Source organism: Asticcacaulis sp. P2_C5, assembly GCF_056404555.1.
In genome coordinates this window covers 21,950-46,720 of sequence record NZ_JBFUDU010000014.1, presented here as the reverse complement: position 1 = coordinate 46,720, position 24,771 = coordinate 21,950, and the positions used below count along the sequence as shown (strand labels likewise).

The following is a 24,771-nucleotide window of genomic DNA, read 5'->3' as shown; positions in this document are numbered from 1 at the left end:
TCAGGTAAGCCCCAAGCTTTCCGCAACACCTAATACCAGATTGAGGTTTTGTACAGCGGCACCCGATGCGCCCTTGCCCAGGTTGTCGAGCACGGCCACAAGACGCGCCTGCTGGCCCATCTCGTCGCCGAAAACATGGATCAACAGTTGATTTGTGCCATTCAGCATTTCAGGCTGAATATGTTTCAGGGCCTGGGATTCAGCCAGAGGCGCAACATTGACGAAGCGCTCTCCGTCATAGGCGGCCGTCAATACATCATGCAGCCGCGCCAGGTCCGGTTCGTCCGGCAGCGCCCACAGTTGAAGCGGCAGTTCCACGATCATGCCCTGGGCGTAACGTCCGACGGCCGGTGTGAACAGAGGCGGCGATTCCAGCCCGCCGAACACCGTCATTTCCGGCAGATGCTTGTGATTGAGATCGGTCTTGTAAATCCGGTAGTTGTCGGTCGTGCCGCCCTGCTCGAACTCGGCAATCATCGATTTTCCGCCGCCCGAATAGCCCGAGACGGCATGGCAGCTCGAAGGCCAGAACGGCGGGACGATGCCGGCATCGGTCAGAGGCCGCATCAGAGCGATAAAGCCTGTCGCATAGCAGCCGGGATTGCTGATCCGCTTCGACGCGCGAATGGCATCGCGCTGTCCGTCCGCCATCTCGGCAAAGCCATAGGCCCAGTCTTCGTGGACCCGGTGGGCCGTCGACGCATCGACAACCGCAACTTCCGGGTTGCTGATCAGCGCCACGGCCTCACGCGCCGCCTCATCGGGCAGGCACAGTATGACGGCATCGACGCTGTTCAAGGCTTCACGGCGCGCGTTCAGATCCTTGCGCTTGTCGTCGCTCAGACGAACCAGCTCGATATCGCTGCGGCCGGCCAGCCGCTCGCGAATCTGCAAACCGGTCGTGCCGGCCTCGCCATCGATAAATACCTTTTTCGCCATAACGCGAACTCCTGAACAGGACGCCAAAAATAATGCCTGGAAACAGGCAAGAAAAAAGCGCTTCGGTTGCCCGAAGCGCTTCTCTGCATGAGTTTTGAACCCGTGCGATTAACGCTTCGAGAACTGGAAGCTCTTACGTGCCTTGGCACGGCCGTACTTCTTGCGTTCGACGACGCGCGAGTCGCGGGTCAGGAAGCCAGCCGCCTTCAAAGCCGGACGCAGGCCCGGTTCGAAATAGGTCAGGGCCTTGGACAGGCCGTGACGGATGGCGCCGGCTTGGCCGGACAGGCCCGAACCCTGGACCGAAACCATGACGTCGAACTGCGTGGCGCGGTCGGTCAGGTTCAGCGGCTGGGCAATCATCATGCGCAGCACGGGGCGGGCGAAATAGACTTCCTGCTCGCGGTCATTGATGATCCACTTGCCGGAACCCGGCTTGATCCAGACGCGGGCGATAGCGTTCTTGCGCTTGCCGGTGGCATAGGCGCGGCCGTACTTGTCGAGTTGCTGCACGCGTTCGACGGGGGCAGCGACCGGGTTCGACGACAGCGAAGCCAGCGCGTCAAAGCCTTGGACAGCTTGTTCTTGAACTTCGGCCATTATTAAGAGCTCCGGACGTTCTTGCGGCTCAGCGACTTGAAGTCGACGACTTCAGGGTTTTGAGCTTCATGGGGATGGGTATTGCCGGCATAGATGCGCAGCTGGGTCATTTGCTTGCGAGCGAGCGGGCTTTCCTTGGGCAGCATGCGCTCGACGGCCTTGGTCAGGACGCGCTCGGGATACTTGCCCGACAGCAGTTGGCCCATGGTGCGTTGCTTGACGCCGCCCGGGTGACCGGTGTGCCAGTAGAAGATTTCGTTCAGCTTCTTGCCGGTGAAATGCACCTTTTCGGCGTTGATGACGATGATATTGTCACCGGAATCGACGTTCGGGGTGTAGGTCGGCAGATGCTTGCCGCGAAGACGCATGGCGATGAAAGCGGCCAGACGACCGACAACGGCGTCCTCGGCGTCGATCACGATCCACTTCTTCTCGACATCGGCGGGCTTGAGCGCCGCGGTGGTCGAAGTTAACATGTGAAGATCCTTGAAGGCTAAACCCTGCGCGACCGTTGCGCAGTGGTTGAAAGTGGCGTGCATGTACAGGAGCGCATCCGGCCTGTCAACGCATTATTTTTTACCAAATGCCTCAAAGTCTGTTGTTTTTATTTAAAATTTTCGACTTGGTAATAAATTACCGCACACTTTCCGTCACAAACAATTCGCTTTCCAAGCCGTCACCTCTGAGGCATTTTCCGGCTCTTTGCGTATCACATCCCAGGAGCGCCGCCCGTGTCCCTTTCCCGCCGCAGCCTGCTCAGTGGCGCCGTCGCGACCTCGGTGGCCTTTGCCGGACTGGCGAACAGGGCACAGGCCGACGCCCGCCAAACACCGGCCAGTGATCCCGGTTATCTCAGCGAGGTCGATGCCTATGGCCCGCTCGTCGAAGATCCGGCGGGTCTGGTCAATCTGCCGCGGGGGTTCAGCTACAGGCTGATTTCGCAGGCCGGCGAGATGATGGACGACGGTTTTCACGTTCCGGGCTCCCACGACGGCATGGTGGCCTTTCCCCATGTCAGCGACCCGGACAAGGTCGTCCTGGTCCGCAATCACGAGATCGGCTACACGCACCGCGACTCCGGCCCGCTCGGTCCGAATGCAACAGAGTTTGACCGGCTGGACCCGTCGCGCGTCTATGACTATGCACCGGACGGCTTCCCGCTCAGCGGCGGCACGACGACCCTGATCTACAATACCCGCACTCAGCGGCTCGAAAACCACCATCTCTCGCTCACTGGTACAGCAACCAACTGCGCCGGTGGTCCGACACCGTGGAATTCGTGGCTGAGCTGTGAGGAAAACACGGTCAGGGCCGGTAACGGCGTCAACAAGGACCACGGTTACGTCTTCGAAGTTCCCTCGGCTTACAAAGGTCTGGTAGCCCCTCTCCCAATCAAGGCCATGGGGCGTTTCAAGCACGAAGCCGCCTGCGTCGATCCGCGTACCGGCGTCGTCTATATGACCGAAGACATGAGCGACGGTGTCTTCTATCGCTATCTGCCCAATGACAAACGCTATCTCGGCCGCGGCGGACGGCTGCAGGCCCTGAAAATCCTCGACGCGCCGCAGGCTATAACCAGCAACCAGGCGGATGCGCTTTGGCGACAGGGCGACAGTTTCAAGGTCGCCTGGATCGACCTGACCGACGTTGAAAGCCCCGACGACAGCCTGCGCACCCAGGCATGGCTCGCCGGCGCCGCACGCTTTTCACGCGCCGAAGGCATTCATTTCGGCAATAACGAGCTGTTTTTCGCCTGCACCTCCGGCGGCGCCAGGCAATTCGGCCAATTGATGCGCTATGTCCCAAGCCCCTTCGAAGGGATGCCCGACGAAGCCAAGGCGCCGGGGGTGCTGCAACTGTTTATCGAGTCGTCGGACCTGCGCGTCCTCGACTATGCCGACAACCTGACGGTTGCGCCGTGGGGCCATCTATATGTCTGCGAAGACCGCTATTCGAAGGTCTTGATCAACCATCTGCGCATCGTGATGCCGTCCGGCAAGGTCGCAACCTTCGCAGCCAACCGGGCGCCTGGCAATTCCGAATGGGCCGGTGTTACCTTTTCGCCCGACGGCTCGACGCTGTTTGCCAATCTCCAGGCGAATGGCATGACGGTCGCGGTTACAGGACCATGGTCGGATTTTAAGGCCTAAAACCCCTTGCTGCGGAAGACGCGATCGGCCCGGGCGATACGCCACATCAGCACCGTGGTCATAATGACCAAGCACACAGCCAGAAGCTGGTGGGACAGCGCCAGATAAATATTGACGACGGTAATCAGGGTGGCGACGCCCAGCCCCGCCTGCAGCCAGACGCCGACGGCAATCATTGTCGCCAGACTTTTGATAGCGTCGTCATTGGCCTGCCGCGCCAGAACGACGGCGAGAGCGGTGGCGTAGATCAGGACAAGATAGGCGTTCAGGCGGTGAACAAACTGCACCAGCCCCTGATCGTGCAAGAAGCTATAACCAACGCCCTTGGCCCAATTGACGACGGGCGCAAACTGGCCGTTCATCAACGGAAAATCGTTATAGACCAGCCCGGCGCGATTACCGGCCACCAGGGCACCCAGCAAGCACTGAAAGACGACCAGACCCAGCAGACCGCCGCCAGCCAACCGCCACGGCAGAGGTGCGCCACGCCAGCGCATCTGCCCCTCGCCCGCCTCGGCGCCCGTCCAAACGGTACCGACCAGCAACAATAGCGCCATGGACAGGTGGAACATCAGCATTTCGGGCGCGACGGAAATACGCGTCGACAGACCGCTGCGCACCATCAGCCAACCGACCAGTCCCTGGAATATGACCAGCCCGAGCAAGACTCCACATCGCCAGATGAGGCGCGCCGGTATCTCGGACAAAAGCAGGAAGGCGACAAACCCGACAAGATACACCAAACCCAACAGCCGGCCGAGCAGACGATGCGCCCATTCCCACCAATAGATGCCCTTGAACTGATCGACCGTCATATGGGGGTTGATCTGCTTGAATTGGGGGATCTTCTGGTACTTGGAAAATTCGGCACCCCATTCCTGCTCGGTACCAGGCGGTATGACACCGTGAATGGGTTCCCATTCGGTAATCGACAGGCCCGACTGGGTCAAACGCGTCGCGCCGCCGACACAGACCATCAGCACAATCATGAAGGCGGCCACATACAACCACGTCGCCACCATGGGTGACCTTAAGGGAAGCCGTGTCATGCGCCGAAATACTCCAGATCCTGCCGTACTTTATATGCCTGGCCGGCACGCAAATCCTTGCCGGGATCGTCGATAGACGGTAACAAGGTCGAGTCCGGACGGGCCGATTTGCCCATACCGGCCGTATGATTTCAAGCCGGGCGCAAAAAGAAACCTGTGCTGAACAGTAAGGTGAGACGACGACCATGACCGCGGAAAACTACATCCTGGCGACCTTGGCGGGCTTCCTTGTCGGCTGGATTGCCAATTTCATGAGCAAAAGCCGCTTCAGCTTCCCGATCAATCTGTTCGTCGGCATATTCGGCGCCGTCCTGTTGAATTTTTTCGTCCAGTCTTCGGAAATGCTCGATGACGGCTTCTTTTCCATCCTTATGGTCTCAATGGTCGGCAGTACCGTCCTGCTCGGGCTGTTCCATCTGACGCGGCTGACGGAAAAGCGCTGAGATGACCGACGACCAGCAAAAGCCCCTGTTGCCGAAACTATCTCTGCCTGCACTGTCCTTGCCGCAACGCCGGGTTATCGCCTGCGCCGGAATCATTGTCTTCCTGTTCTTTTATGTATTCCTCGTGGCGTCTCTGGGCAGCCTGATTCACGGCAGCAAGATTGTCGCGCTAATCTTTTACGCCCTGGCCGGAACCCTATGGGGCGTGCCGCTGATCCCTCTGATCTCGTGGTCGGAAAACTATAAGGGCAAAAAGAAAAAATGAGCGAAGCCGCACCACCACGTGTGATGAGCAAGGGGCGGCTCGAAGCCTTCAGCGATGGCGTGATCGCCATCATCATCACCATCATGGTGCTGGAAATCCACCGTCCGGAAAGCTTCGAACTGGACGCGCTTCTCGAAGTGGCGCATGTCTTCGGACTTTACGCCCTCAGCTTTATCTATGTCGGCATATACTGGAACAACCACCATCACCTGATGCACGCCGTTCATCGCGTCAATGGCGGCGTATTGTGGGCCAATCTGCATCTTCTGTTCTGGCTGTCGCTGGTGCCATTCACCACGGGATGGATGGGCGAGAGCCATTTCTCCAAATACCCAACTGCACTCTACGGCCTGTCCCTGATCATGCCCGCCTTCGCCTGGCTGATCCTGCAACGCGCCCTGGTCAATGCCAATGGCCGGGATGGCGAACTGGCCAAGGCGTTGGGGGTCGATCTCAAAGGCATGCTCTCACCGGTCATCTATCTCACCGGCATCGTCCTTACTCTGTGCTGGAACAGCCTAGCGGGCCTCGCCTGTTATGTCCTGGTGGCACTGATCTGGCTGGTGCCGGATCGCCGCATAGAACGCGGTTCTTAACTCAGGCGGTTCTTAACTCAGGCGGTTCTTAACTCAGATTGTCATCCTCACGGCTGTCGCTGGCCGGCGCAATAACGACCGGACGCTTGACGACCAGGGTATCGCGCTGACGGTGGCCACGCGACCAAGTCATGGCCCAGACCACCAGGGCGACGACCGCCAACATGGCAACGACGGGAAACCAGATCACTTGCAACATGTCCTGCATGCTTGCCTCCTAAGATAATGCCCGGACGGTACAGGGCCGGGGGTTAAGTCTCAGCACCTTTCCAGAGCCGAGAAAGTCAAGATGGCGTTGCTCGCTTCAGCTGCCGCAGCCACCACCACATCCGCCACCGCCGCCGCAGCCCGAGCTTCCACAGCCCGAACCGCCGTCACCGCTGCTCCCCCCGCCGCAGCCACTGCCGCAACTCGATCCATCGCCCTTCCGGCGCGGCCCCTTCCTCGCTTCCGCGGCCCCGGACACGGCGGCGCTCACAACCATGACCACGATAATCCCGGCGAGGATCAAGATTACCTTTTCGGAAAAGACGTGGCGTACCTTTTCGGAAAGGACGTGAACCAGTTCGCGGCCTTTGCAGGCAGCCAGGATGAGGGGCAGACCCGCGACCAGGCATAAAAAAACCTGCCGTTTCGGCAGGTGGATCATATCGGACTTGGAGGTTTGCGGCTGAAAGCGTCGCGTCGGACTGGGCCAGATCCGTTCTGGCGGCGGGGCGCCGAATTCGCGCTCATAAAGCGCCAGCGTTCCCGAATAGGCGTCGAAGAACTTTGCGTCCTCGCGCGGACCGCCCTGCGTCGGATTGTGGTGCAGTTTGCGTCCGAGAACGCCGCTGCAAAAGCGGTCCCAGTAGTCACGGGTATAGATGAGGTGCAGGTGCCATACCAGGTCGACATCTTCCGAGGGCGTCAGCACCGTTCCGGATATACATGTCAGATAGACGAACCGCTTATATTCGGCCACGACGTCCAGAGCGTAGGCGTGGGACCATTTATTGTCCCGGGCCAGCCGGCGGCTGAAGGGCAACACCGCGTCGGCGGCGTCGATATCGTAGGCATTTATGGCCTGCCATAAGGCCGTATCAGCTTGCATATAATCTCCTGCGTGGGTGGATCCCACACTCAGGATAATACGACACTTACATGACACTTCTGTGACGGCGCTTCTTCAGTCCGTACTGGTATTCTCGGCGTACAGAAACGCGACCTTACCGGCTTCCAGCCGCACGGTGACGGACTGGCGGGACAAGTCACCGCCGCCGTTGAAAACCAGCCAAACGCCGCTCTCTCGGACCGGCGCGCCAAAGCGCTGTATCAGTTCATTCCGGCTGGTGCCGAGTTGCACAACACCGTCGATGCGCAGAGGTTGGTACCGTGCGGGCAAGGCAGGGCAAAGTCTGGATTTTGGATCGCCGGCTTCCAGACGCTTGACCGTGATGGAGTCAATGCTGCCGTCACCCATTTCGTCGGTGGCGGCCATCCATACCCTTTGTTGGCTCTGCGGCAAATCATAACAGACATACTGGAATTCGCCGGCCATAATTTGAAGGCTGCCCCCACCCAACTGCTTCATGACCGGATCAAACGCCGTGTGACCCAGCTTAAAGCTCGACGCGCCGAATCCGAAAGTCTGCGCCAGTGGCACCTTAGCCTCATGTCCTTTGGCGAACGGCTCCACCATCGGTGACGGCGGAGCTACAGGCAGATCGCCGGCCAATGCTATGCCTGCCGTCATCCATCCGAAAACAACGATCAGAATCGCGCGCATAGGTCCCTCTCCCTCTCCCGAGCCAGAAACATAGCATAGGCATGTGCCCAAAGCTCGCCTTTATAACGAAAAGCGTGCGGCATGGGTCACACCCTGAAATCACCTGCGTTACAAATCCCGTCATGGAGTTGTGCCAGGTCAAAATCCATGCATTTATGAGAGTTAACAAACATTAACGCCAAAACACTAACTCAGGGGTCTGTTATATGTCTATACGCTCATTTCCGGCTTTGCTTCTTGCCCTCACCTGTCTGACGCCCGTAACCGCCATGGCGCAATCCATGCCCGGCCACAGCGTCGATACCTCCGTGATAGCGCGCTATCTCGAAGCCAACCCCGCGCCGGCCGTCAGCAATGCGCCTGTCACCCCTGACTCCCTGCCATCCGGTGTTGCCCTGGCTGTCGCCAATGTCCACGACGCCAACTCCGTGGCCACGGACGTGGTCGCAACGGTCGGCACCTGCGATGCCTATTTCGCCAAGTCGCAGTTCCTGACGACCAGCCTGCAGCCAACCTTCGAAGCCATGTCGAAACAGGACATAGCCCGGGCCGCCTCCACGCTGCCCCTGCTCGAAGCCTTGTTGGCCGAAATCCCGGCGACCGAGATCAAGGCCGAGGTCTGCGACGGCAATCACGTCAATGCCTACACCGCCTACCAGTATTTCGCGTTGAACGCGGCGCGCGCCGGTGGCGCTGACATCGGCTTCCCTCCGGCCCTGCCCATCGTCAAGCAACCCGATCTGTCGCAGGCGGCCCTTCCGTTTGCCGTCGGCTGGATCAAGTTCGAACAAAAGGACTTTGCGGGCGCCATGACGGCCTACAAAAAGGGGCTCGCCATGTATCCGCACGACCACGCCCTCGAAAATGAGGTCCTGGCGACGCTGATGCAGCAGGCGGATGGCCAGGGCATGGTTGACTATTCCGACCATTTGATCGCCAGCACTTTCGACTATTCCGACGAAGACCGCGCCAAGATCTTCGCCGCGCGGGCGACAGGCTCCCTGATGCTGGGTAACCTGAAGGACTGCGACGCGGCGCTCTCCGTCTCACTGCGCTATCACTATGACGCCAACATCGCCGCCCTGGAAGCCAAGGTGCGGGCCGCCATCAAGTAGCTGCCAAACCGTTTCCTTTTGTGAAGTTGCAAAATAAAAAGCCGGGCCTGAAGTAGGCTCGGCTGTTTTATTTTGCATGGTCGGAGCGACAGGATTGGCTGCGCTCCGCTTCGCCGCATCTCACCGTTTGCTACGGCAAACGGCTCGGTGTCGAACCTTGACGGTTCGAAGCTTGCCAAGCTGACCACGGAAAACAAAACACCCGGACGAATACGTCCGGGTGTTTCGTTTTTCTATGGTCGGAGCGACAGGATTCGAACCTGCGACCCCTTGACCCCCAGTCAAGTGCGCTACCAGGCTGCGCCACGCTCCGTCAAAACTTCATGATACGGCATGAAGAGACGCGGCTTATAGAGACGAAAATCTTGAGCCGCAATCCCCCCAAAGCCGATTTATGATGAGAATTTTCCACCCGTCTGCCCGCGTCCGCCCGGACGGCCAATATGGCGTCCCAAAGCGGCCTGCGCCTCTTCCAGAGCCCGCGCAACGGCGAGGAACCGCTCGCGTGTCTCCTGCGACAGCATTTTCACCTGCAAAGCTTCGAGATCACCGTGAAAATCAAAGGCCGGCACAGCGGCGGCTTCCCCCACTGACTCCGTCGGCATCTGTTCCGGCGGCACAATCCCCTGTTCGGTCAGATAGGCGCCGGTGGTTTCGCTGCCCGGCGACAGTATGGCCTTTTGGCCCTCGTCCTTGAACAGTTTCTGGACGCCACGAATGGTATAGCCGCGATCATACAGCAGCGTCTTCACGCCCTTCAGCAGATCAATATCCTGGGGGCGATAAAAACGGCGGCCGCCCGCGCGCTTGGTCGGCCGGATGAACGGGAACTTGGTTTCCCAGAAACGCAACACATGTTGCTGCACGCCGATCTGGTCAGCGGTTTCGGAAATCGTTCGTAAAGCCAGGGGGCCCTTGTTCACCGGCGTATCCCGCTTAGTTCTCGGCTCCGGCGTCGACGCGCGCCTTCATGATCTGCGAGGCGCGAAACGATATGACCTTACGCGGATCGATGGCGGCAGGCTTGCCGGTCTTGGGGTTGCGCCCGACCCGGGCATTCTTTTCACGGACCTGGAAGACGCCGAAGCCCGACAGCTTGACGATTTCGCCACGTTCCAGGGCATCGACCACGAGGTCGAGCGTTCGTTCGACAATGGCCGCGCATTCCTGCCGCGGCAGGCCCAGCTCATTGTGGACATCTTCGAAGAGTTCAGCACGCGTCAAGGTTTGCGATTTCATGCTCAGGGCCCCGGGAGTTTGCTGTTCGCCGCATCGATCCGGCCTGGACTCACCCATCAGGCCATCACAGGTTCGACAATGCCGCATTTTCCCGTTGCCGTCAAAGGCTTATGGCGATCTGATGACAAAAAACATGAGTCAGGAGAATCGGCGCTTTTTAAGCCCCAAAGACGCGTGCAGTCAGACTCGAATTGCCGCCGCGCCCCAGGTCAGGCCGCCGCCCAAAGCCTCGATCAGGACCAGGTCACCCCGCTTGACGCGTCCATCCACCGTCGCCGTATACCAGGCCAGGGGAATCGACGCCGCCGAGGTATTGGCGTGCAGCGCCACAGTCGAAATCACCTTGGCTACGTCAAGCCCCAGCTTTTCCGCGACACCGTTCAGGATACGCTGATTGGCCTGATGCGGAATGAACCAGTCGATATCGGCAATGGTCAGGTTCGATTTTTCGACGGCCTTTTCAACCGCCTCGGATATCTTGTGCACGGCATGCCTGAAGACCTGGTTGCCCTGCATGCGGATCTTGCCGATACGGTTCTCGTCTTCGAACACGCCGCCATCGACATACAACAGATCGACCTTGGTGCCATCACAGCGCAGGTCGAAACCCAGTATGCCACGATCTTCGTTGTTGCCGACACCTTCCACGGGTTCCAGCACAATCGCGCCGGCGCCGTCACCGAACAGGATACAGGTACCGCGGTCCGTATAGTCGAGTAGCTGGCTCATGGCTTCGGCGCCGATCACCAGAACGCACTTGCTCAGGCCGCGCGCCACGAAACCGTCCGCGACGCTAAGCGCATAAACGAAGCCCGAGCACACGGCCTGGACGTCAAAAGCAGCACAGGGCGGCGCCCCAAGCTTTTGCTGGACGATCGATGCGGTCGACGGAAAGGGCATGTCAGGCGTTGTCGTCGCCACAATGACCATGTCGACGTCATCGGGCGTCTTGCCGGCCGCCGCCAGGGCAACCCGCGCTGCCTCCACGGCAAGATCGGACGTCCGGGTGCCCGGGCTCACCCGGTGCCTCTGGCGAATCCCGGTGCGTTCGACGATCCAGGCGTCGGACGTATCCACCATTTTGGTGAAGTCTTCATTGGTGACGATCTGTTCGGGGAGGAAACCACCCACCCCCGTGACCGCCGATCTCAACACACGCATGCGCTCTGAACTACCTTATCAACCGCCGGCCGTGCCGGTGGGGGCCAAGCCCTGTACTTGCATTTCTTGTATATCGGCCTTCGCCCCGGCTCCAGCAAGGGCCGTGCCGCCGGCAACGGTTTGCGAGAACAACGCCAGGGCTTGTGCGATATCGCGTTCGTAATTGGAAGCCGCCAGCGATACGCCCACCCGAATGGCATTAGCGAAGGACCGCGCATCGGCGCTGCCGTGGCTCTTGATGACAATGCCCTTGAGGCCCAGCAAGGGGCCGCCATTCCCGGCGCCAGGATCGATCCGCCGCGCCATGGCCTTCAGGGCCGAACCGGCCAAGGCAGCACCCAGCATGGCGAGGGGCGACGATTTGAAAGCTTCCTTCATCAGATCCTTGATGAAGCGCGCCGTGCCTTCGGCGGTTTTCAGCGCCACATTGCCCGTAAAGCCGTCGGTTACCACGACGTCGACCGTGCCCTTGCACAGGTCGGTGCCTTCGACAAAGCCCTTATAGTTCAGGCCCAGCGTATTGTCCTTGAGGAGTTGATGCGCCTCACGCACATCGTCATGCCCTTTGACGTCCTCGGAGCCGATATTCAGCAGCCCGATGGTGGGGCGCTCCACACCGCGCAGGGCGCGATGAAAGGCCGCGCCCATCAGGGCAAATTCGATCAGTTGATGCGCGTCGGAGGTCACATTGGCGCCGACATCGAGCACGGTACCGAAGCCGTTTTTGTTCGGCCAGGAACAGCCGATCGCCGGACGTTCCAGGTCGTCGGTCATCATCTTGAGGATCATTTTCCCAAGCGCCATCAGGGCTCCGGTATTGCCGGACGATATGATGGCGCGGGCATCTCCGGATTTCACGGCGTGAATGGCGTTGGCCAGGCTGGTATTGCGGCGTCGGATCGCCTGAGCCGGCTTCTCGTCCATGGTCACGAACTGGTCGGTATGAACAACCGCGCATCGCGCTTTCAGTGCAGGCTGACGCGCCAGCTCGGCCTCGATCAGGGCACCGTCACCATGAAGCTGGAAAAACAGCTCGCTGCGTTCGGCCAGAGCGATGGCGGCACCGGCCACCGTAACGGCTGGGCCATGGTCGCCACCCATGGCGTCGATCGCAATGACCAGGGCTCCGGGAGGGAAGCTGAAGGGCGCTTTCGTGGTGTGTGATTCTGTCGTCACGGACTGGGGGCACCCGTCTTTCAAGCTGTTGTACGCATAACCAGACACGCCGTGGCGCGAGCCAAAGCGAGCGGCGGACGATAGCGCGAGTTTGTAACTATGCAAGCTTTATTGCGCCGCCACATCGGGGCTACTCGTCTCGCTTCAGTTTTGCCAGTACGGCAAAAGGCGAAGGCTCTGTTTCCACCTCGGGTTCCTCGAACACGACGCCGGGTTTACGGGCAAACGGATCATAGGCTTCACCCAGCGCTTCGATGATATATTGGCCAAGATCGATGCGCCCCGCCGTAATAACGTCCGGCTCGTCCAGATCGTCCAGGGACAATTCGCTCTCGCCAATCGCGGCGACTTCGTCCGTCACCTTGGCGCGCTCGATACAGTCGATGTCGAATTCACCATGAATGGGGTGGCTGAACGGTTCAACACTGACGCCGCATTCCTGTGTCACATGACCGTCAATTGTCAGGCGAACATGAACCATGGGCTTGTAACCCTTGGCTGGCCGGGTTTCGATGTGGGCCGTCAGGGCATCGAGCGAAATCATGCCGAACCCTCTGGCTATTATGTCGCGCCGAGCCGCATCGGCGACCAGGTCGAGCGTCAGGCCGCTATAGGCTGCATCGAAGCGGACCTTGTGCTCCCAGAGGCCCTCATCTTTTTGGGCGCTGTCTTTGTCTTGTTCGGTCATACTTCTTTACTCTGTCAGGCTTCTGCTACAAGTGATACCGGCTCGGGCCAGGTCAGACGGCCCACGAGCAGGTCTTCGACACGCAAGGCCTGGCGGGCCGTTTCGACATAGTCCGCCAGGGCACGGACCCGCGGCGTTACGACGGCTTCGGATTCGTCCTCGTGGCCCACGGCATACAAGGTGCGGGCAATATATTCGGCCGAGTCGGCGCCGGCCGGTGCCTGCCACAGGTCGTCCCAGCGCCGCAGTCGCGTATAGACGACGGTGCCAATCGTCTTCATCTTTTTGGGCACGGTCAGATCGCCGGTTCCCTGTTCACGCAAGGTCGTATCGAGCGCCAGGAGGAAGGCGTCGAAAAGCGCCTGGGCAATCTCCGACGCCTGTTCGGTCTTTACGGATTTCAGCCTTGTCACAACCAGGATGACATGCAGGGTCAACAGTTCGAACCGCGCGCCGATGGCGTCCTCTATGCCATAGTCGATATAGAACCGTGGCAGGCGCGCCTGGGTGACGCAGGCCGCATACAGCGCGTCGCCCACAACCTTGCCTGGCCGGGGTTTGAACAGGTTTTTCAGTGAGTCGAGAAGGCTCGCCATGGAGAGGGTCTCACCGGCTTCCGACGCGGCAGCGCGGTCACGGTTCGGGTTAAAATTTCGCTGGTCTCGGCCTTCATTCAGCCTTAAGCTTGCCCTAAGCCTTATTTTCTTATAGGTCAAATGCGTTTCGCCCATCTACAGGATATCCATGCGCCTGCCCTCTTTCAAGACCGTAGCCATGCTGAGCACTGTTGCCGTGCTGGCCAGTGCCTGCGCGCCGACCGTGACGCACCATGGTTATCTCGCTTATGATGCCAAACCCTCGACCGACATCAAGGTCGGCGACACCCAGGCGACCGTGCTGGACAAGCTTGGGGCGCCATCCCAGACAGCGGTCTACAGCCCGACGGAATGGTACTATATCGACCAGACCTCGACAAAAATGACCTACAAGATGCCCACCGTCGTTGCCCGCGGCGTGACGGTGATCAATTTCGACACGACCGGCCAGACCGTCACCAAGGTCGAGACGCTCAGCCTGGCCGACGGCCGGCTGCTGACCCCCAATCCGAACAAGACGCCGACTCGCGGCCGTTCGCTGACCGCCCTGGAACAGATCCTGGGTACGGTCGGCCATCAGCGCCTCAGCAATGACGAAAACGCCGCCCCGGGCAGCAGCCGCCGCCGCCGCGAATAGTTTCACCTTTCTATCGATACGAAAAAAGGCCTCCGGATCGGGGGCTTTTTTTGCGACTTTCGATGTGCGGCGGACCCCTTGGCAAGGTTTGAAACACGAATGAACACGAATAGGCACGAATAAGACGCTTGCTAACGCTGCGCGGGAGCACCTGACCATCCGGCACACTACCGTCGTTTTTCAGTGTTTCGACCGGTCAAAGAATGCGCTGCGCGCGATAGCGCACGCTATCCTCGAGCGTGAGGGCAAGACTGGAGGCCGACGGCCAGGAACAGTCGCGTTTGCCAGCCCGCGTAGCGTTAGCAAGCGTCTTATTCGTGCCCATTCGTGTTTCAAAACTTTTTTCAAGACTGGCGGTTACTCGCGCGAGATGCCTCACTTAGGTGTGACGATTTTATGCTGCTAATTGGCCTCTGACTCAGAAAAAAAGCCCCCGCCGGTGTGAACCGACGGGGGCTTTCCTGTTAATTGTAGCCAGGATTTAGCTGTGGCCCGCCAAAACGGCCAGCATGAGCAGAGCGACGATGTTGGTGATCTTGATCATCGGATTGACAGCCGGACCGGCCGTGTCCTTGTACGGATCGCCGACCGTGTCGCCGGTCACCGAAGCCTTATGGGCCTCGGAGCCCTTCATGTGCTTGACGCCGTCCTTGTCGGTAAAACCGTCTTCGAACGACTTCTTGGCATTGTCCCAGGCGCCGCCGCCCGAGGTCATCGAGATGGCGACGAAGATGCCGGTCACGATAACGCCCAGCAACATGGCGCCCAGCGATTCAAAGGCCGCAGCCGTTCCGCCGAGGAAGTAGACCGCGGCGAACAGGACGACCGGTGACAGGACCGGCAGAAGCGACGGAACGATCATTTCGCGAATCGCCGCCTTGGTCAGCATGTCGACAGCGCGGGCATAGTCCGGCTTGGACGTGCCGGCCATGATACCTTTGTCTTCGCGGAACTGACGGCGGACCTCTTCGACGACGGCTTGCGCCGCCTTGCCGACAGCGGTCATGCCCATGCCGCCGAACAGGTACGGCAGCAGGCCGCCGATCAGCAGACCGACCACGACCCAGGGTGACGACAGCGAGAAGGTCAGGTCGCCCATACCGACGAAGATGCCCGACGTCGCGTCAGCGGCGTAGTGCTTCAGGTCGGACGTGTAGGCCGCGAACAGCACCAGGGCGCCGAGACCGGCGGAGCCGATGGCGTAGCCCTTGGTGACGGCCTTGGTCGTGTTGCCGACGGCGTCGAGCGCGTCGGTGGTATGACGGACTTCCTTGTCCAGTCCGGCCATTTCGGCAATGCCGCCGGCATTGTCGGTAACAGGACCGAAGGCATCGAGGGCGACAATCATCCCGGCGAGGGCCAGCATGGTTGCGGTAGCGATGGCGATACCGAACAGGCCGGCCTGCAGGTAGCAGGCGACGATACCGGCCACGATGATCAGGGCCGGAATGGCGGTCGATTCCATTGAGACAGCCAGACCCTGGATGACGTTGGTGCCGTGACCGGTGACCGAAGCCTGGGCAATCGAGACGACCGGGCGCTTGCCCGTGCCGGTATAGTATTCCGTCACGACAATGAAGCCGGCCGTGACCAGCAGACCGATGATGCCGCAGATGAACAGGCTCATGCCGGTAAACGGATGCGGAGCACCGGTATAGGTGATGGTCGTGTCGAAACCGACGAAGTAGTAGAAGACGGCGGCGACCGCGACGACCGACAGGACGCCGGTGACGATCAGGCCCTTATACAGCGCGCCCATGATATCCTGGGACTTGCCCAGGGTGACGAAGAAGGTGCCGATGATCGAGGTGAAGATACAGGCGCCGCCGATAGCCAGCGGCAGCATCATCATCTTGTTCAGCAGTTCGGCATTGTCGCCGAAGAAGATGGTGGCCAAAACCATGGTGGCGACCGTGGTCACCGCGTAGGTTTCAAACAGGTCGGCCGCCATGCCGGCGCAGTCGCCGACATTGTCGCCCACGTTGTCGGCGATGGTCGCCGGGTTGCGGGGGTCGTCTTCCGGAATGCCGGCTTCGACCTTGCCCACCATATCGCCGCCGACGTCAGCACCCTTGGTGAAGATGCCGCCGCCGAGACGCGCGAAGATCGAGATTAGCGACGCGCCGAAGCCGAGCGAGACCAGGGCGTTGACGACGTCACGATTGGTCGACGCCATGCCCAGGACATCGGTCAGGACATAGTAGTAGCCTGCCACGCCCAGCAGGGCGCCGCCGGCGACATACATGCCGGTAACCGCGCCGGCGCTAAAGGCCATGTTGAGGCCCTTGGCCAGGCTTTCCGACGCTGCCTGGGCGGTGCGCACATTGGCGCGAACCGAAACCAGCATGCCGGCATAACCGGCCGCACCCGACAGGATAGCGCCGATAGCAAAGCCGATCGCGGAATAGACGCCGAGGAAGATATAGGCCAGGACGAGGATGACGACGCCGACCATGGCGATCGTCGTATATTGGCGCTTCAGATAGGCGGCAGCGCCTTCCTGGATAGCGGCGGCAATTTCGCGCATGCGCTCATTGCCGGCATTGGCCTTCATGAGGGTCATGGTCTGTACGATGCCGTACAACAGCCCCACTATGCCGGCTACGATAGCCAGCACCAAAGCATAATTCATAATGTACCCCTGTGTCTTTATGAGGGGGTCGGGCCATGCCCGCCCCTGGGTTTTTTTCAGGACCAAAAAAGCATGCGAAATCGGAAAAGAAATCAGGACCTTGCTTTTTGATTGGCGCGGAGAGTGCCAAAAGTCACCCGTAGTTTCAAGGCAAGAAAGCGCCCGTTGTCATTATAGTTACAAGCGCATCCGGCATGATGAATATTACCGCAGCGCACACAATGACTATGCGTCATAAATACAAGATGTTATAACAATTTCAGCTGACCTAATGCCGCAACCGCTAAGGCCAACAGTCTCTTAAAATTTAGAGGTTTCGAGGGAATTTGGCCCAAATTTGACAATGTGTAACTCCCAATGGCGCACATAGAAAAGCCCTCGCTGTATTGGAAGCGAGGGCTTTTCTATCGAATAGGAAGAACCAGGGCGCGAGATAAGGTCTGCACCCGGCCTTGTTCGTTAGCCGACGATCTGGTCTTCGGTGAAGAACTGCGCGATTTCGATCGCAGCGTTCTCGTCCGAGTCCGAACCGTGGACCGAATTTTCGCCGATCGACAGGGCGAACAGCTTGCGGATCGTGCCCTCATCGGCATTGGCCGGGTTGGTGGCGCCCATGACTTCGCGGTACTTCGGCACGGCGTTGTCGGCTTCCAGGACCTGGACGACGACCGGCTCGGCGGTCATCTGGCCAACCAGTTCGCCGAAGAACGGACGTTCCTTGTGGACGCCGTAGAATTCTTCAGCCTGGGCCTGGCTCAGCTTGACGCGGCGTTGCGCGACGATGCGCAGGCCGGCGGCTTCGATGACGGCGTTGATGGCGCCGGTCAGGTTGCGGCGGGTAGCGTCAGGCTTGATGATCGAGAAGGTGCGGGACATAGACAATCCGTTTTATGTTGCGTTTGCGTTGTGGGGCTTATAACGAGGGCGATCCGTTTCGCCAACCCTTAAATTCCCAATCTTTTAAGACAGTATCTTTGCTATGTTGCAGATTACCAATCTGACCTTTGATGCCTACGGCCGCCGCTTTTTTGACGGCGCCAATCTCACCCTCACCCCCGGCACCAAGGCCGGTCTGGTGGGGCTTAACGGCGTCGGCAAATCGACTCTGTTCAAGCTGATCCTGGGCGAATACCAGGCCGGCGGTGGCGAAATCACCACGCCGAAGAACTGGCGCGTCGCCTCGGTCGACCAAGAAATCGCCGCATCTCCGCAGCATCTGATCGACGCCGTCCTGGCCATCGACACGCGCCGCGCCGGGCTGTTGGCCGAGCTTGAAACCGCCGATCCGATCCATCAGGCCGAGATCCATCACGACCTCTATGCCATCGGCGCCGACCGTGCCCCATCCCGCGCCGCGGAAATTCTGTCGGGTCTCGGCTTCTCGACCGCCGACCTGACACGCCCGATCTCCGATTTTTCAGGCGGCTGGCGGATGCGGGCGGCGCTGGCGGGCGCCCTGCTCGCCGAGCCCGACCTGCTGCTGCTCGACGAACCGACCAACTATCTCGATCTTGAAGGCGCCCTGTGGCTCGAAGCCAGGCTGCAGCGCTACCCCAACGCCGCCTTGATGATTTCGCACGATCGCGACCTGCTCAACCAATCGGTCGACGCCATCGTCCACGTCGTCGGCCAGGGGCTGGACTACTATACCGGCGGCTACGATAATTTCGAACGCATGCGCGCCGAAAAGGCGCGCCTGAACGCTGCTAACCGCGTCAAGCAGGAAGCCGAACGCGCTCACCTGCAGAGCTTCGTCGACCGCTTCCGCGCCAAGGCGTCGAAAGCGGCCCAAGCCCAGTCGCGGATGAAACGGCTGGAGAAGCTGCCGCCGATCGCCGACAATATCCAGGACCGGGTAGCCCCCTTTATCCTCCCCTCGCCCGAAAAGCAGTTGGCGCCGCCGATCGTGCGACTGGACGACGCCAGCGTCGGTTATGGCGACAAGGTGATCTTGCGGCACATCAATGTCCGCCTCGATCCCGATGACCGTATCGGCGTTCTGGGCGTCAATGGCGCCGGTAAATCGACCTTTGCCAAGATGCTGGCCGGAGTCCTGACCGAAAGCCACGGGACGCAGTGGCGCGACCGGCGGATGACCGTGGGCTGGTTCCATCAGCATCAGATCGAGGCTTTGGACCCGGAGGACACGCCGCTGGAGATGATGCGTCGGGCGCGGCCCGACGACACGGAATCAAAGCGGCGGGCGCGCCTGGGTTCGTTCGGCATGACGGTGGCCAAGGTTGAAACCAAGTGCAAGGACCTGTCGGGTGGAGAACGGGCGCGCTTGTTGCTCAACATGGTCGCCATGGAACGGCCGCATCTGCTGATCCTCGACGAACCCACGAACCATCTGGATATCGACAGCCGGCGGGCCCTGCTGGACGCGCTGAACGATTACGAAGGCGCCGTGCTGATCATCACCCACGACCGTTCGCTGATCGAACTGGTGGCGGACAAGCTGTGGCTGGTCAATGATGGAACGGTAAAGCCCTATTCCGGCAGCCTGGAAGATTACGCCAAGCTGGTTATCGAGCGGACCAAGACGGCGACGCGCGAGGAAGCGGCAGCGGCCGACGGCGAGAAGAAGTCGTCGAACGTCAATTCCAAGGAAGCGCGTAAGGCGGCTGCGGCCGCGCGCAACGCCATTGCCCCGTTGAAGAAGAAGGCCGACGATCTGGAACGCAAGATCGAGGCGACGAGCAACCAGATCAAGCTGTTGGATTTAAAGCTCAGCGATCCCGGCCTCTACGCCCGGGACCAGGCCAAGGCTATAAGCCTTGGCAAGGACAAGGCCAAGCTGGAAGAAACCATGGTGGCGTTGGAAGCCGAGTGGATGGACGCGGCGGAAGCGTATGAGACGGCGAAGGTGGAAGCCGGCGTCTAATGGGGTGTGGGGCCTGCGGCCCCGCAAGTCTTCCGTTCCGCCAAACCGCCCCGCCCTCTTCAGGCGTGGGCGGCTTTGGCGGAAATGAAGGGCTTGGAATGCAAGACACTCAGCGCGTTTGATCTCATATGGGTAGCACGCAACCCGTAGATTGCCTAACGCATCTCGCTGAGATCACAGCCGAAAAACCCAACGACTTGTGGGGTTGGCGTCGGCCACATTTCGACGAGGATAGGCGTATTCGCGGCTTCCACGGGAACCGCCAATAGGAAATGATGGTCAGACAGCTCAACCTGCCCTTCAACAGCTGACTTGTCGGCGCCTGCTTTATATATCTTGTAAGTTATCTTTCCCGCCGACAGAAATCGGCAATCGAGGACGCGTGTCCGCGTCGTATGAGGCGTGAAGGCCAGATTTATATGGCCCTCGTTATGCAGGCCCCAGAAGTTTATGCCAGCCTCACCACCATCCCGGGTGCCGAGCACAAAAGACGGCTTCCAGATATTCAACGCGGCCTGATCGGTGTCAGCATAGGGATGGTTGGGACTCAGGGAGATGGCTGGACCAAGCCGCGGACTCCTCGCCAAATGCCACTGCGCCTGCATGGCCAGAGCGCGCTCCGCAGGTGTGTAACGCGCAACAAACGTCGCGTCAGGGATTTCGCTGCGCATGGCGGAACTGATTTCGAGGGGCGTTGAGTGGGCCGTGCCGCCATTCCACAGGAGTGCTGCCAGTCCCAGACACCATAGCCGTTTGCCGACAGGTTTCATGATTGTGGTCCAGTTTAAGGCTCTATCACCGGTGAGCCGCGAGATGATGGTATCAGTTCAGGATACATCTGAACCATTGCCTTTTGAACAAGGACGCTTCGCTGCCTGGACAACAACAGGCTTGTAAATCAGGCCACATTTGGCAAGGTAGCCTCAGGCATCCGCGGATTCGACTGCGGGCCGGCTAGTCAGGGAACTGTTTCATGGATTTCGTACCAGCTATAAAAAGCGGCTTCAAAAATAGTTTTAAGTATGAAGGTCGGGCATCGCGCTCGGAATTCTGGTGGTTTTATCTCTTTAGTATCCTGGCCCTGATCGGTCTGTTTGTCCTTGGCGCCATTGTAATCGGGGTGACGAGCAACGGCTCATCGCAAGGCGGCTCTTCGGTTGCTGGCGGCATATTCGGTATGCTGTTTATCTTGTACTTCATCGCTACATTTTTCCCGACACTCTCCCTGATTGTTCGTCGCCTGCACGACTCGGACAAGAGCGGCTGGTTTATCCTGCTGGCCTTCGTCCCGTTCGGCGGCATCGTGCTTCTGGTATTTTATTGCCTGGCGGGCACAATTGGGCCGAACAGGTACGGTGAAGACCCGCTGCGTCGTCCGGCCAGTGTCGCGAACATGTTCTGATAAGGTCTGCTACTATCAGGAAGGCGGAAGGGACTCGAGCAACCGGTCCGTTCCGCCTTCGATTGCAAGCGGGGCAACCAGTAGCGGCTGGGCGACAACCAGATGTCGAAACCAGAAGCCAATGACACAGGCTCGCCGGAGGTCCGGGCATTACTCCGGAGGGCTGGCAGTCGCCGACCAGCGCGGTTTCAACCATTTCGTCGCACGACGGGCCCATATCAGGCTGGTTTAGAAGATCGGCTAAGGCGGCGGGCCCGGAATCAGCCGGCAGGGCACTCCCTTAACAAAATTTAACATCGCCATATGCATCCGTGGGGCCTGCGATAAGGCTCTATCCTTAGACACGGCTCTTCACATGGCCGCAACCGGAGTGGCCAAATGACTGCGAAGCGATCGATTCTGTTGTCTTCGTGGGCGGCGGCTGCGGGCCTGGCTATCGCACTTTGCCTGACGACCTCCGTACGGGCGCAGGACGCCGTCGCATTGGACAAGGTGATAAATCAAACCCTCCATTCGACGGTCTTGAACGAAGACAGGGTTGTGCAGATTTACCTGCCTGCCGGTTACAAGCCGACCGAAAAATACGACGTTGTTTACGTCCTTGACGGCGAGATGCTTGTTCGCTTTTTCCCGCCGGTGCGCGCCTTCGATGAGGAAAATGACCTTATTCCGCCGGTCATTATCGTCGGCATCAACAATGTTTATTGGTACGACAAGGGCTTAAATTCGCGCGATCGCGACCTGCTGCCGGCAAAGGTGAGTGGGTCCCCCTTGTCCGGCGGCGCCGACGCCTTCGCGACCTTTCTGTCGACCGAGCTCATCCCGTACATCAACAGGACTTACGCGTCGACGGGTAGCGCGACGCTGTTCGGTCATTCCTACGGCGGCATGTTTACGATGTATGCCTTTCTGACCCACCCGGAAATGTTCGACCACTATATAGCCTCCGATCCCGCCCTGTGGTGGAACGACGGTTACGTCAACCGCATTGCGTCCACCAAGCTCAAAACCTTTCCCCATAACAGGAAGACGCTGTTCATAGGTGGCCGAGCGGGCGGCATGTATGAAGCTTTCGGCATCCGTCAGATGGTGTCGGACCTGCAGGCCGAAGCTCCTGAGTCCCTGCGCTGGAAACAGATGGCCTATGACGACGAGGACCACGGCACCGTGCGCCTGAAAAATATCTATGACGGCCTGAAATTCAGCTATTTCGGCCACAGCGGTTCGATGATCGACGTCTTTCCGCGCAACGGTATCCTGCTGAAGGGTAAGCCGGTCGCCATCCTGAACTACAGCACTTATCTCAAAGAAACGCCCGGCATCCGCTATACGACCGATGGTTCCGACCCGACGCCGAAATCGCCACGGTATGAGTACGGCGTCAAGGTCTCTGCGCCGGCTCGGCTGACGGTAAAGCAGTTTTCGAACTGGGGCCCGGATAAGACCGTCACCGGCAGTTTCACCGTCGGCAAGGCTTTTGCGACAATGACCTTACCGAGCGGTTACGCAGCCGGTGGGCTGCGTTATGATCTGTACTCAACCTCGGAATTTGCCGGCGTGCCTCAGGCGTCCGGTCGCTCCGGCGGCGGGGTCGATGTCAATGGGCTGGGCGGACATGACGCCTTCGCCGTTCGTTTTGACGGTGCTTTCAGCGCTACTTCGGAAGGTTACTATACCTTCTTCGTCGACTGTGACGCCGCAGCGCGGCTGGTCATTGACGGAACGACGCTTATCGACGCTGATATGGCGCGCGACAAGATGTGCAGCACGTCCTTTGTTGTCCCCCTGAAAGCCGGTTTCCATGCTCTGCGGCTCGACTATGTCCACAGGACGGGCGATCCCTATCTCAGCCTGACTTATCTGCCACCTGCGAAAAGCGACCCGCTGGCACATTTGCCGATTGCCATTCCGGATGAGCAACTGTTCAGCATGGCGCCATAATCGGCGAATTTACATCGCCGCAACCATGGCCACCGAAATGAGCATGCCCGGCACGCGGATGGGCAGCTTGGCGCCCTGACGCGCCGGTGGATCGACTGGGAACCACTTGATCCATTCCGCGTTCAGGGCGGCGAAATCGACATCATCGGCCAGAATGACGGTCGCGCTAACCGCCTTGTCCAGCGACGTGCCCGCGGCCGTCAGGATTTCTGAAATATTGCGCAGGCATTGCGCGGCCTGTTCCCCAATAGTCGTACCGACGATCTGGCCCGTCGCGGGATCGACCGGGAATGTCCCTGAAACGAAGACGAGACCGCCGGCCACGACGGCCTGGCTGTGAGTCGCCGGGGTTTTGGGCGCGCGGTCGGTGAAGATCGTCGTCTTCGACATGTTGGGTAACTCCATGTAATGGGTAAGCGCTCGTCGAACGCTGTTGCCGTCGGTTTGAAGGCAATAATTTACCGGTCTAAAAGGTCTTCACGCCGTTCACCGCGAGCATAACCGAATAGACGCTGGTGGTCGCCGTGATGAAGAGGCGGTTGCGCTTGGGGCCACCGAAACAGACATTGGAGACAGGCTCGCCGATGGTAATTTCCCCCAGCAAGGTACCATCCGGCTCATAACATTGCACGCAGTCGGTCGCGCTGGTCCATACCCGGCCTTCGGTGTCGATGCGCAGGCCGTCATGGTTGCCACCATCGGCAAAGACCTCTCCTCCAGACAAGCCGCCTGCAGAATCAATATTGAATACGCGGATATGGCGCGGACCATCGGGGACGTGGGTACGTCCACTGTCGACGACATAGAGGCGGGATTCGTCGGGTGAAAAGGCCAGGCCGTTCGGCCGGATAAAGTCATCGAGCACACGTGTGACATTGCCCAGCGGGTCGACGCGATAGACGTGGCTGCCGTCCTGCTCGGCCGGCGCCTTATGGCCTTCGTAGTCGGTATCGATGCCGTAGGTCGGATCGGTGAACCACACTGCGCCGTCCGAGGTGACGACAACGTCATTGGGGCTGTTGTAGCGCTTGCCATCGTAGTGCGCGGTCATGACCGTGATCGTACCGTCGTGCTCGGTCCGGGTGACACGCCGGCCGCCATGCTCGCAGGTGATCAGGCGGCCTTGGCGATCAACGGTATTGCCATTGGAATAGTTGGCAGGACTGCGGAAAACACTGACCTGGCCATTCGTTTCGTCCCAGCGCAGCATGCGGTCGTTGGGTATGTCGCTCCAGATCAGGCAACGGTGTGCCGGGAAATACGCCGGCCCTTCGGCCCAGCGGCACCCGTCGTACAGGCGCTCGATACGGGCGCTGGTGCGGATGCAGTCCCTGAAGCGGTCGAGAATAATCTTGTAGCCTGGTGTCATTGGCCGTCTCCTCGTTCCTTGGATGGCAAACGGCGGTGACGATGTCAAACCCCATCCAGGCGAAATATCACATCTTCTTGAAACCACTTTATCTTGCACCGCAACAGGATTATATCAACGC

The 24,771-nt window shown here is 59.6% G+C and carries 27 protein-coding genes and 1 tRNA gene; 9 read left to right on the top strand and 19 right to left on the bottom strand.

All coding sequences use genetic code 11. The features are described 5' to 3' along the window. From argC to rplM, 3 genes are all read right to left on the bottom strand, one after another. Positions 1-939, bottom strand: coding sequence for an N-acetyl-gamma-glutamyl-phosphate reductase (gene argC / locus AC1DXO_RS21630; protein ID WP_476980268.1), 939 nt, complete (start codon positions 937-939; stop codon positions 1-3). Between the two features lie 108 nt (positions 940-1,047). Continuing rightward, complete coding sequence (gene rpsI, locus AC1DXO_RS21625; protein WP_476980267.1) at positions 1,048-1,539, bottom strand: 30S ribosomal protein S9; 492 nt, start codon at positions 1,537-1,539, stop codon at positions 1,048-1,050. 2 nt (positions 1,540-1,541) lie between these two features. Then, entirely contained in the window at positions 1,542-2,015 is a 474-nt protein-coding gene (rplM, locus tag AC1DXO_RS21620; protein WP_476980266.1) for a 50S ribosomal protein L13, read from the bottom strand. Positions 2,016-2,270: 255 nt separating this feature from the next. Here rplM and AC1DXO_RS21615 point away from each other — a divergent pair, with 255 nt between their 5' ends. Further along, positions 2,271-3,689, top strand: coding sequence for an alkaline phosphatase PhoX (locus AC1DXO_RS21615; protein ID WP_476980265.1), 1,419 nt, complete (start codon positions 2,271-2,273; stop codon positions 3,687-3,689). Here AC1DXO_RS21615 and AC1DXO_RS21610 read toward each other — a convergent pair. Next, entirely contained in the window at positions 3,686-4,738 is a 1,053-nt protein-coding gene (locus AC1DXO_RS21610; RefSeq protein WP_476980264.1) for a COX15/CtaA family protein, read from the bottom strand. The two genes, AC1DXO_RS21615 and AC1DXO_RS21610, sit on opposite strands and share 4 nt — an antisense overlap. Positions 4,739-4,923: 185 nt before the next feature. Here AC1DXO_RS21610 and AC1DXO_RS21605 point away from each other — a divergent pair, with 185 nt between their 5' ends. The 3 genes from AC1DXO_RS21605 to AC1DXO_RS21595 are packed head-to-tail and all read left to right on the top strand — an operon-like array spanning position 4,924 to position 6,042. Continuing rightward, positions 4,924-5,181 carry a transglycosylase gene (locus AC1DXO_RS21605; protein WP_476980263.1) on the top strand — a complete coding sequence of 86 codons (258 nt, stop codon included), beginning with the start codon at positions 4,924-4,926 and terminating at the stop codon, positions 5,179-5,181. Between the two features lies 1 nt (position 5,182). Next, positions 5,183-5,446: a DUF2842 domain-containing protein gene (locus AC1DXO_RS21600; protein WP_476980262.1), complete on the top strand. Its 264-nt coding sequence runs from the start codon at positions 5,183-5,185 to the stop codon at positions 5,444-5,446. Next, positions 5,443-6,042 (top strand): TMEM175 family protein, encoded by a 600-nt coding sequence (locus tag AC1DXO_RS21595; RefSeq protein WP_476980261.1) that lies wholly within the window; start codon positions 5,443-5,445, stop codon positions 6,040-6,042. Before AC1DXO_RS21600 ends, AC1DXO_RS21595 begins: the two co-directional genes overlap by 4 nt. 28 nt (positions 6,043-6,070) lie before the next feature. On the opposite strand, the gene AC1DXO_RS21590 is transcribed toward AC1DXO_RS21595, so the two are convergent. The 3 genes from AC1DXO_RS21590 to AC1DXO_RS21580 all read right to left on the bottom strand — a co-directional run bounded on the left by AC1DXO_RS21590 (position 6,071) and on the right by AC1DXO_RS21580 (position 7,810). Continuing rightward, positions 6,071-6,250 carry a hypothetical protein gene (locus AC1DXO_RS21590; RefSeq protein ID WP_476980260.1) on the bottom strand — a complete coding sequence of 60 codons (180 nt, stop codon included), beginning with the start codon at positions 6,248-6,250 and terminating at the stop codon, positions 6,071-6,073. A 96-nt stretch (positions 6,251-6,346) separates the two neighbouring features. Next, complete coding sequence (locus AC1DXO_RS21585; protein WP_476980259.1) at positions 6,347-7,135, bottom strand: glycine-rich domain-containing protein; 789 nt, start codon at positions 7,133-7,135, stop codon at positions 6,347-6,349. Positions 7,136-7,210: 75 nt separating this feature from the next. Continuing rightward, positions 7,211-7,810, bottom strand: coding sequence for a hypothetical protein (locus AC1DXO_RS21580; protein ID WP_476980258.1), 600 nt, complete (start codon positions 7,808-7,810; stop codon positions 7,211-7,213). 206 nt (positions 7,811-8,016) lie between these two features. Between AC1DXO_RS21580 and AC1DXO_RS21575 the strand changes: the two genes are divergently transcribed. Then, positions 8,017-8,925: a hypothetical protein gene (locus AC1DXO_RS21575; RefSeq protein ID WP_476980257.1), complete on the top strand. Its 909-nt coding sequence runs from the start codon at positions 8,017-8,019 to the stop codon at positions 8,923-8,925. A 236-nt stretch (positions 8,926-9,161) separates the two neighbouring features. Here the strand turns inward: AC1DXO_RS21575 and AC1DXO_RS21570 are convergent. The 7 genes from AC1DXO_RS21570 to AC1DXO_RS21540 form a co-directional block, all read right to left on the bottom strand. Continuing rightward, positions 9,162-9,238, bottom strand: a tRNA-Pro gene (locus AC1DXO_RS21570). Between the two features lie 79 nt (positions 9,239-9,317). After that, entirely contained in the window at positions 9,318-9,848 is a 531-nt protein-coding gene (locus tag AC1DXO_RS21565) for a MerR family transcriptional regulator (RefSeq protein WP_476980256.1), read from the bottom strand. Between the two features lie 13 nt (positions 9,849-9,861). Beyond that, positions 9,862-10,221, bottom strand: a complete 360-nt coding sequence (locus AC1DXO_RS21560; protein WP_476980255.1) for an integration host factor subunit alpha — start codon at positions 10,219-10,221, stop codon at positions 9,862-9,864. A 123-nt stretch (positions 10,222-10,344) separates the two neighbouring features. Then, positions 10,345-11,325: a beta-ketoacyl-ACP synthase III gene (locus AC1DXO_RS21555; RefSeq protein ID WP_476980254.1), complete on the bottom strand. Its 981-nt coding sequence runs from the start codon at positions 11,323-11,325 to the stop codon at positions 10,345-10,347. Positions 11,326-11,343: 18 nt separating this feature from the next. Then, positions 11,344-12,501 carry a phosphate acyltransferase PlsX gene (gene plsX, locus AC1DXO_RS21550; RefSeq protein ID WP_476980253.1) on the bottom strand — a complete coding sequence of 386 codons (1,158 nt, stop codon included), beginning with the start codon at positions 12,499-12,501 and terminating at the stop codon, positions 11,344-11,346. A 130-nt stretch (positions 12,502-12,631) separates the two neighbouring features. Beyond that, positions 12,632-13,189, bottom strand: a complete 558-nt coding sequence (locus AC1DXO_RS21545; RefSeq protein WP_476980252.1) for a YceD family protein — start codon at positions 13,187-13,189, stop codon at positions 12,632-12,634. 14 nt (positions 13,190-13,203) lie between these two features. After that, positions 13,204-13,785 (bottom strand): ubiquinol-cytochrome C chaperone family protein, encoded by a 582-nt coding sequence (locus AC1DXO_RS21540; RefSeq protein ID WP_476980251.1) that lies wholly within the window; start codon positions 13,783-13,785, stop codon positions 13,204-13,206. 148 nt (positions 13,786-13,933) lie between these two features. On the opposite strand from AC1DXO_RS21540, the gene AC1DXO_RS21535 reads away from it, so the two are divergent. Beyond that, on the top strand, positions 13,934-14,422 hold the full coding sequence (locus AC1DXO_RS21535; RefSeq protein WP_476980250.1) for an outer membrane protein assembly factor BamE: 489 nt from the start codon (positions 13,934-13,936) through the stop codon (positions 14,420-14,422). A gap of 481 nt (positions 14,423-14,903) precedes the next feature. Here the strand turns inward: AC1DXO_RS21535 and AC1DXO_RS21530 are convergent, their stop codons facing one another. After that, positions 14,904-17,054 carry a sodium-translocating pyrophosphatase gene (locus AC1DXO_RS21530; protein ID WP_476980249.1) on the bottom strand — a complete coding sequence of 717 codons (2,151 nt, stop codon included), beginning with the start codon at positions 17,052-17,054 and terminating at the stop codon, positions 14,904-14,906. Positions 17,055-17,513: 459 nt separating this feature from the next. After that, a complete protein-coding gene (ndk, locus tag AC1DXO_RS21525; RefSeq protein ID WP_476980248.1) occupies positions 17,514-17,930 on the bottom strand; it encodes a nucleoside-diphosphate kinase in 417 nt (138 codons plus the stop codon). A 103-nt stretch (positions 17,931-18,033) separates the two neighbouring features. Between ndk and AC1DXO_RS21520 the strand changes: the two genes are divergently transcribed. After that, on the top strand, positions 18,034-19,938 hold the full coding sequence (locus AC1DXO_RS21520; RefSeq protein ID WP_476980247.1) for an ABC-F family ATP-binding cassette domain-containing protein: 1,905 nt from the start codon (positions 18,034-18,036) through the stop codon (positions 19,936-19,938). Positions 19,939-20,093: 155 nt separating this feature from the next. Here AC1DXO_RS21520 and AC1DXO_RS21515 read toward each other — a convergent pair whose 3' ends face one another. Beyond that, positions 20,094-20,708, bottom strand: coding sequence for a hypothetical protein (locus AC1DXO_RS21515; RefSeq protein WP_476980246.1), 615 nt, complete (start codon positions 20,706-20,708; stop codon positions 20,094-20,096). Positions 20,709-20,911: 203 nt separating this feature from the next. On the opposite strand from AC1DXO_RS21515, the gene AC1DXO_RS21510 reads away from it, so the two are divergent. Both AC1DXO_RS21510 and AC1DXO_RS21505 read left to right on the top strand, forming a co-directional pair. Beyond that, complete coding sequence (locus tag AC1DXO_RS21510) at positions 20,912-21,340, top strand: DUF805 domain-containing protein (protein ID WP_476980245.1); 429 nt, start codon at positions 20,912-20,914, stop codon at positions 21,338-21,340. A gap of 378 nt (positions 21,341-21,718) precedes the next feature. Continuing rightward, on the top strand, positions 21,719-23,281 hold the full coding sequence (locus tag AC1DXO_RS21505; RefSeq protein ID WP_476980244.1) for an alpha/beta hydrolase-fold protein: 1,563 nt from the start codon (positions 21,719-21,721) through the stop codon (positions 23,279-23,281). 9 nt (positions 23,282-23,290) lie between these two features. Here the strand turns inward: AC1DXO_RS21505 and AC1DXO_RS21500 are convergent, their stop codons facing one another. Then, complete coding sequence (locus tag AC1DXO_RS21500; RefSeq protein ID WP_476980243.1) at positions 23,291-23,671, bottom strand: Rid family hydrolase; 381 nt, start codon at positions 23,669-23,671, stop codon at positions 23,291-23,293. Positions 23,672-23,747: 76 nt separating this feature from the next. After that, positions 23,748-24,650, bottom strand: coding sequence for an SMP-30/gluconolactonase/LRE family protein (locus tag AC1DXO_RS21495; RefSeq protein ID WP_476980242.1), 903 nt, complete (start codon positions 24,648-24,650; stop codon positions 23,748-23,750). Positions 24,651-24,771: the final 121 nt, after the last annotated feature.

Excerpts from the sequence above, each read along its gene's own strand:
- argC (WP_476980268.1), bottom strand. The coding sequence starts at position 939 with ATGGCGAAAAAGGTATTTATCGATGGCGAGGCCGGCACGACCGGTTTG.
- rpsI (WP_476980267.1), bottom strand. The coding sequence starts at position 1,539 with ATGGCCGAAGTTCAAGAACAAGCTGTCCAAGGCTTTGACGCGCTGGCT.
- rplM (WP_476980266.1), bottom strand. The coding sequence starts at position 2,015 with ATGTTAACTTCGACCACCGCGGCGCTCAAGCCCGCCGATGTCGAGAAG.
- AC1DXO_RS21610 (WP_476980264.1), bottom strand. The coding sequence starts at position 4,738 with ATGACACGGCTTCCCTTAAGGTCACCCATGGTGGCGACGTGGTTGTAT.
- AC1DXO_RS21605 (WP_476980263.1), top strand. The coding sequence starts at position 4,924 with ATGACCGCGGAAAACTACATCCTGGCGACCTTGGCGGGCTTCCTTGTC.
- AC1DXO_RS21600 (WP_476980262.1), top strand. The coding sequence starts at position 5,183 with ATGACCGACGACCAGCAAAAGCCCCTGTTGCCGAAACTATCTCTGCCT.
- AC1DXO_RS21595 (WP_476980261.1), top strand. The coding sequence starts at position 5,443 with ATGAGCGAAGCCGCACCACCACGTGTGATGAGCAAGGGGCGGCTCGAA.
- AC1DXO_RS21590 (WP_476980260.1), bottom strand. The coding sequence starts at position 6,250 with ATGCAGGACATGTTGCAAGTGATCTGGTTTCCCGTCGTTGCCATGTTG.
- AC1DXO_RS21585 (WP_476980259.1), bottom strand. The coding sequence starts at position 7,135 with ATGCAAGCTGATACGGCCTTATGGCAGGCCATAAATGCCTACGATATC.
- AC1DXO_RS21580 (WP_476980258.1), bottom strand. The coding sequence starts at position 7,810 with ATGCGCGCGATTCTGATCGTTGTTTTCGGATGGATGACGGCAGGCATA.
- AC1DXO_RS21575 (WP_476980257.1), top strand. The coding sequence starts at position 8,017 with ATGTCTATACGCTCATTTCCGGCTTTGCTTCTTGCCCTCACCTGTCTG.
- AC1DXO_RS21560 (WP_476980255.1), bottom strand. The coding sequence starts at position 10,221 with ATGGGTGAGTCCAGGCCGGATCGATGCGGCGAACAGCAAACTCCCGGG.
- AC1DXO_RS21555 (WP_476980254.1), bottom strand. The coding sequence starts at position 11,325 with ATGCGTGTGTTGAGATCGGCGGTCACGGGGGTGGGTGGTTTCCTCCCC.
- AC1DXO_RS21545 (WP_476980252.1), bottom strand. The coding sequence starts at position 13,189 with ATGACCGAACAAGACAAAGACAGCGCCCAAAAAGATGAGGGCCTCTGG.
- AC1DXO_RS21540 (WP_476980251.1), bottom strand. The coding sequence starts at position 13,785 with ATGGCGAGCCTTCTCGACTCACTGAAAAACCTGTTCAAACCCCGGCCA.
- AC1DXO_RS21535 (WP_476980250.1), top strand. The coding sequence starts at position 13,934 with ATGCGCCTGCCCTCTTTCAAGACCGTAGCCATGCTGAGCACTGTTGCC.
- AC1DXO_RS21530 (WP_476980249.1), bottom strand. The coding sequence starts at position 17,054 with ATGAATTATGCTTTGGTGCTGGCTATCGTAGCCGGCATAGTGGGGCTG.
- ndk (WP_476980248.1), bottom strand. The coding sequence starts at position 17,930 with ATGTCCCGCACCTTCTCGATCATCAAGCCTGACGCTACCCGCCGCAAC.
- AC1DXO_RS21520 (WP_476980247.1), top strand. The coding sequence starts at position 18,034 with ATGTTGCAGATTACCAATCTGACCTTTGATGCCTACGGCCGCCGCTTT.
- AC1DXO_RS21515 (WP_476980246.1), bottom strand. The coding sequence starts at position 20,708 with ATGAAACCTGTCGGCAAACGGCTATGGTGTCTGGGACTGGCAGCACTC.
- AC1DXO_RS21510 (WP_476980245.1), top strand. The coding sequence starts at position 20,912 with ATGGATTTCGTACCAGCTATAAAAAGCGGCTTCAAAAATAGTTTTAAG.
- AC1DXO_RS21505 (WP_476980244.1), top strand. The coding sequence starts at position 21,719 with ATGACTGCGAAGCGATCGATTCTGTTGTCTTCGTGGGCGGCGGCTGCG.
- AC1DXO_RS21500 (WP_476980243.1), bottom strand. The coding sequence starts at position 23,671 with ATGTCGAAGACGACGATCTTCACCGACCGCGCGCCCAAAACCCCGGCG.
- AC1DXO_RS21495 (WP_476980242.1), bottom strand. The coding sequence starts at position 24,650 with ATGACACCAGGCTACAAGATTATTCTCGACCGCTTCAGGGACTGCATC.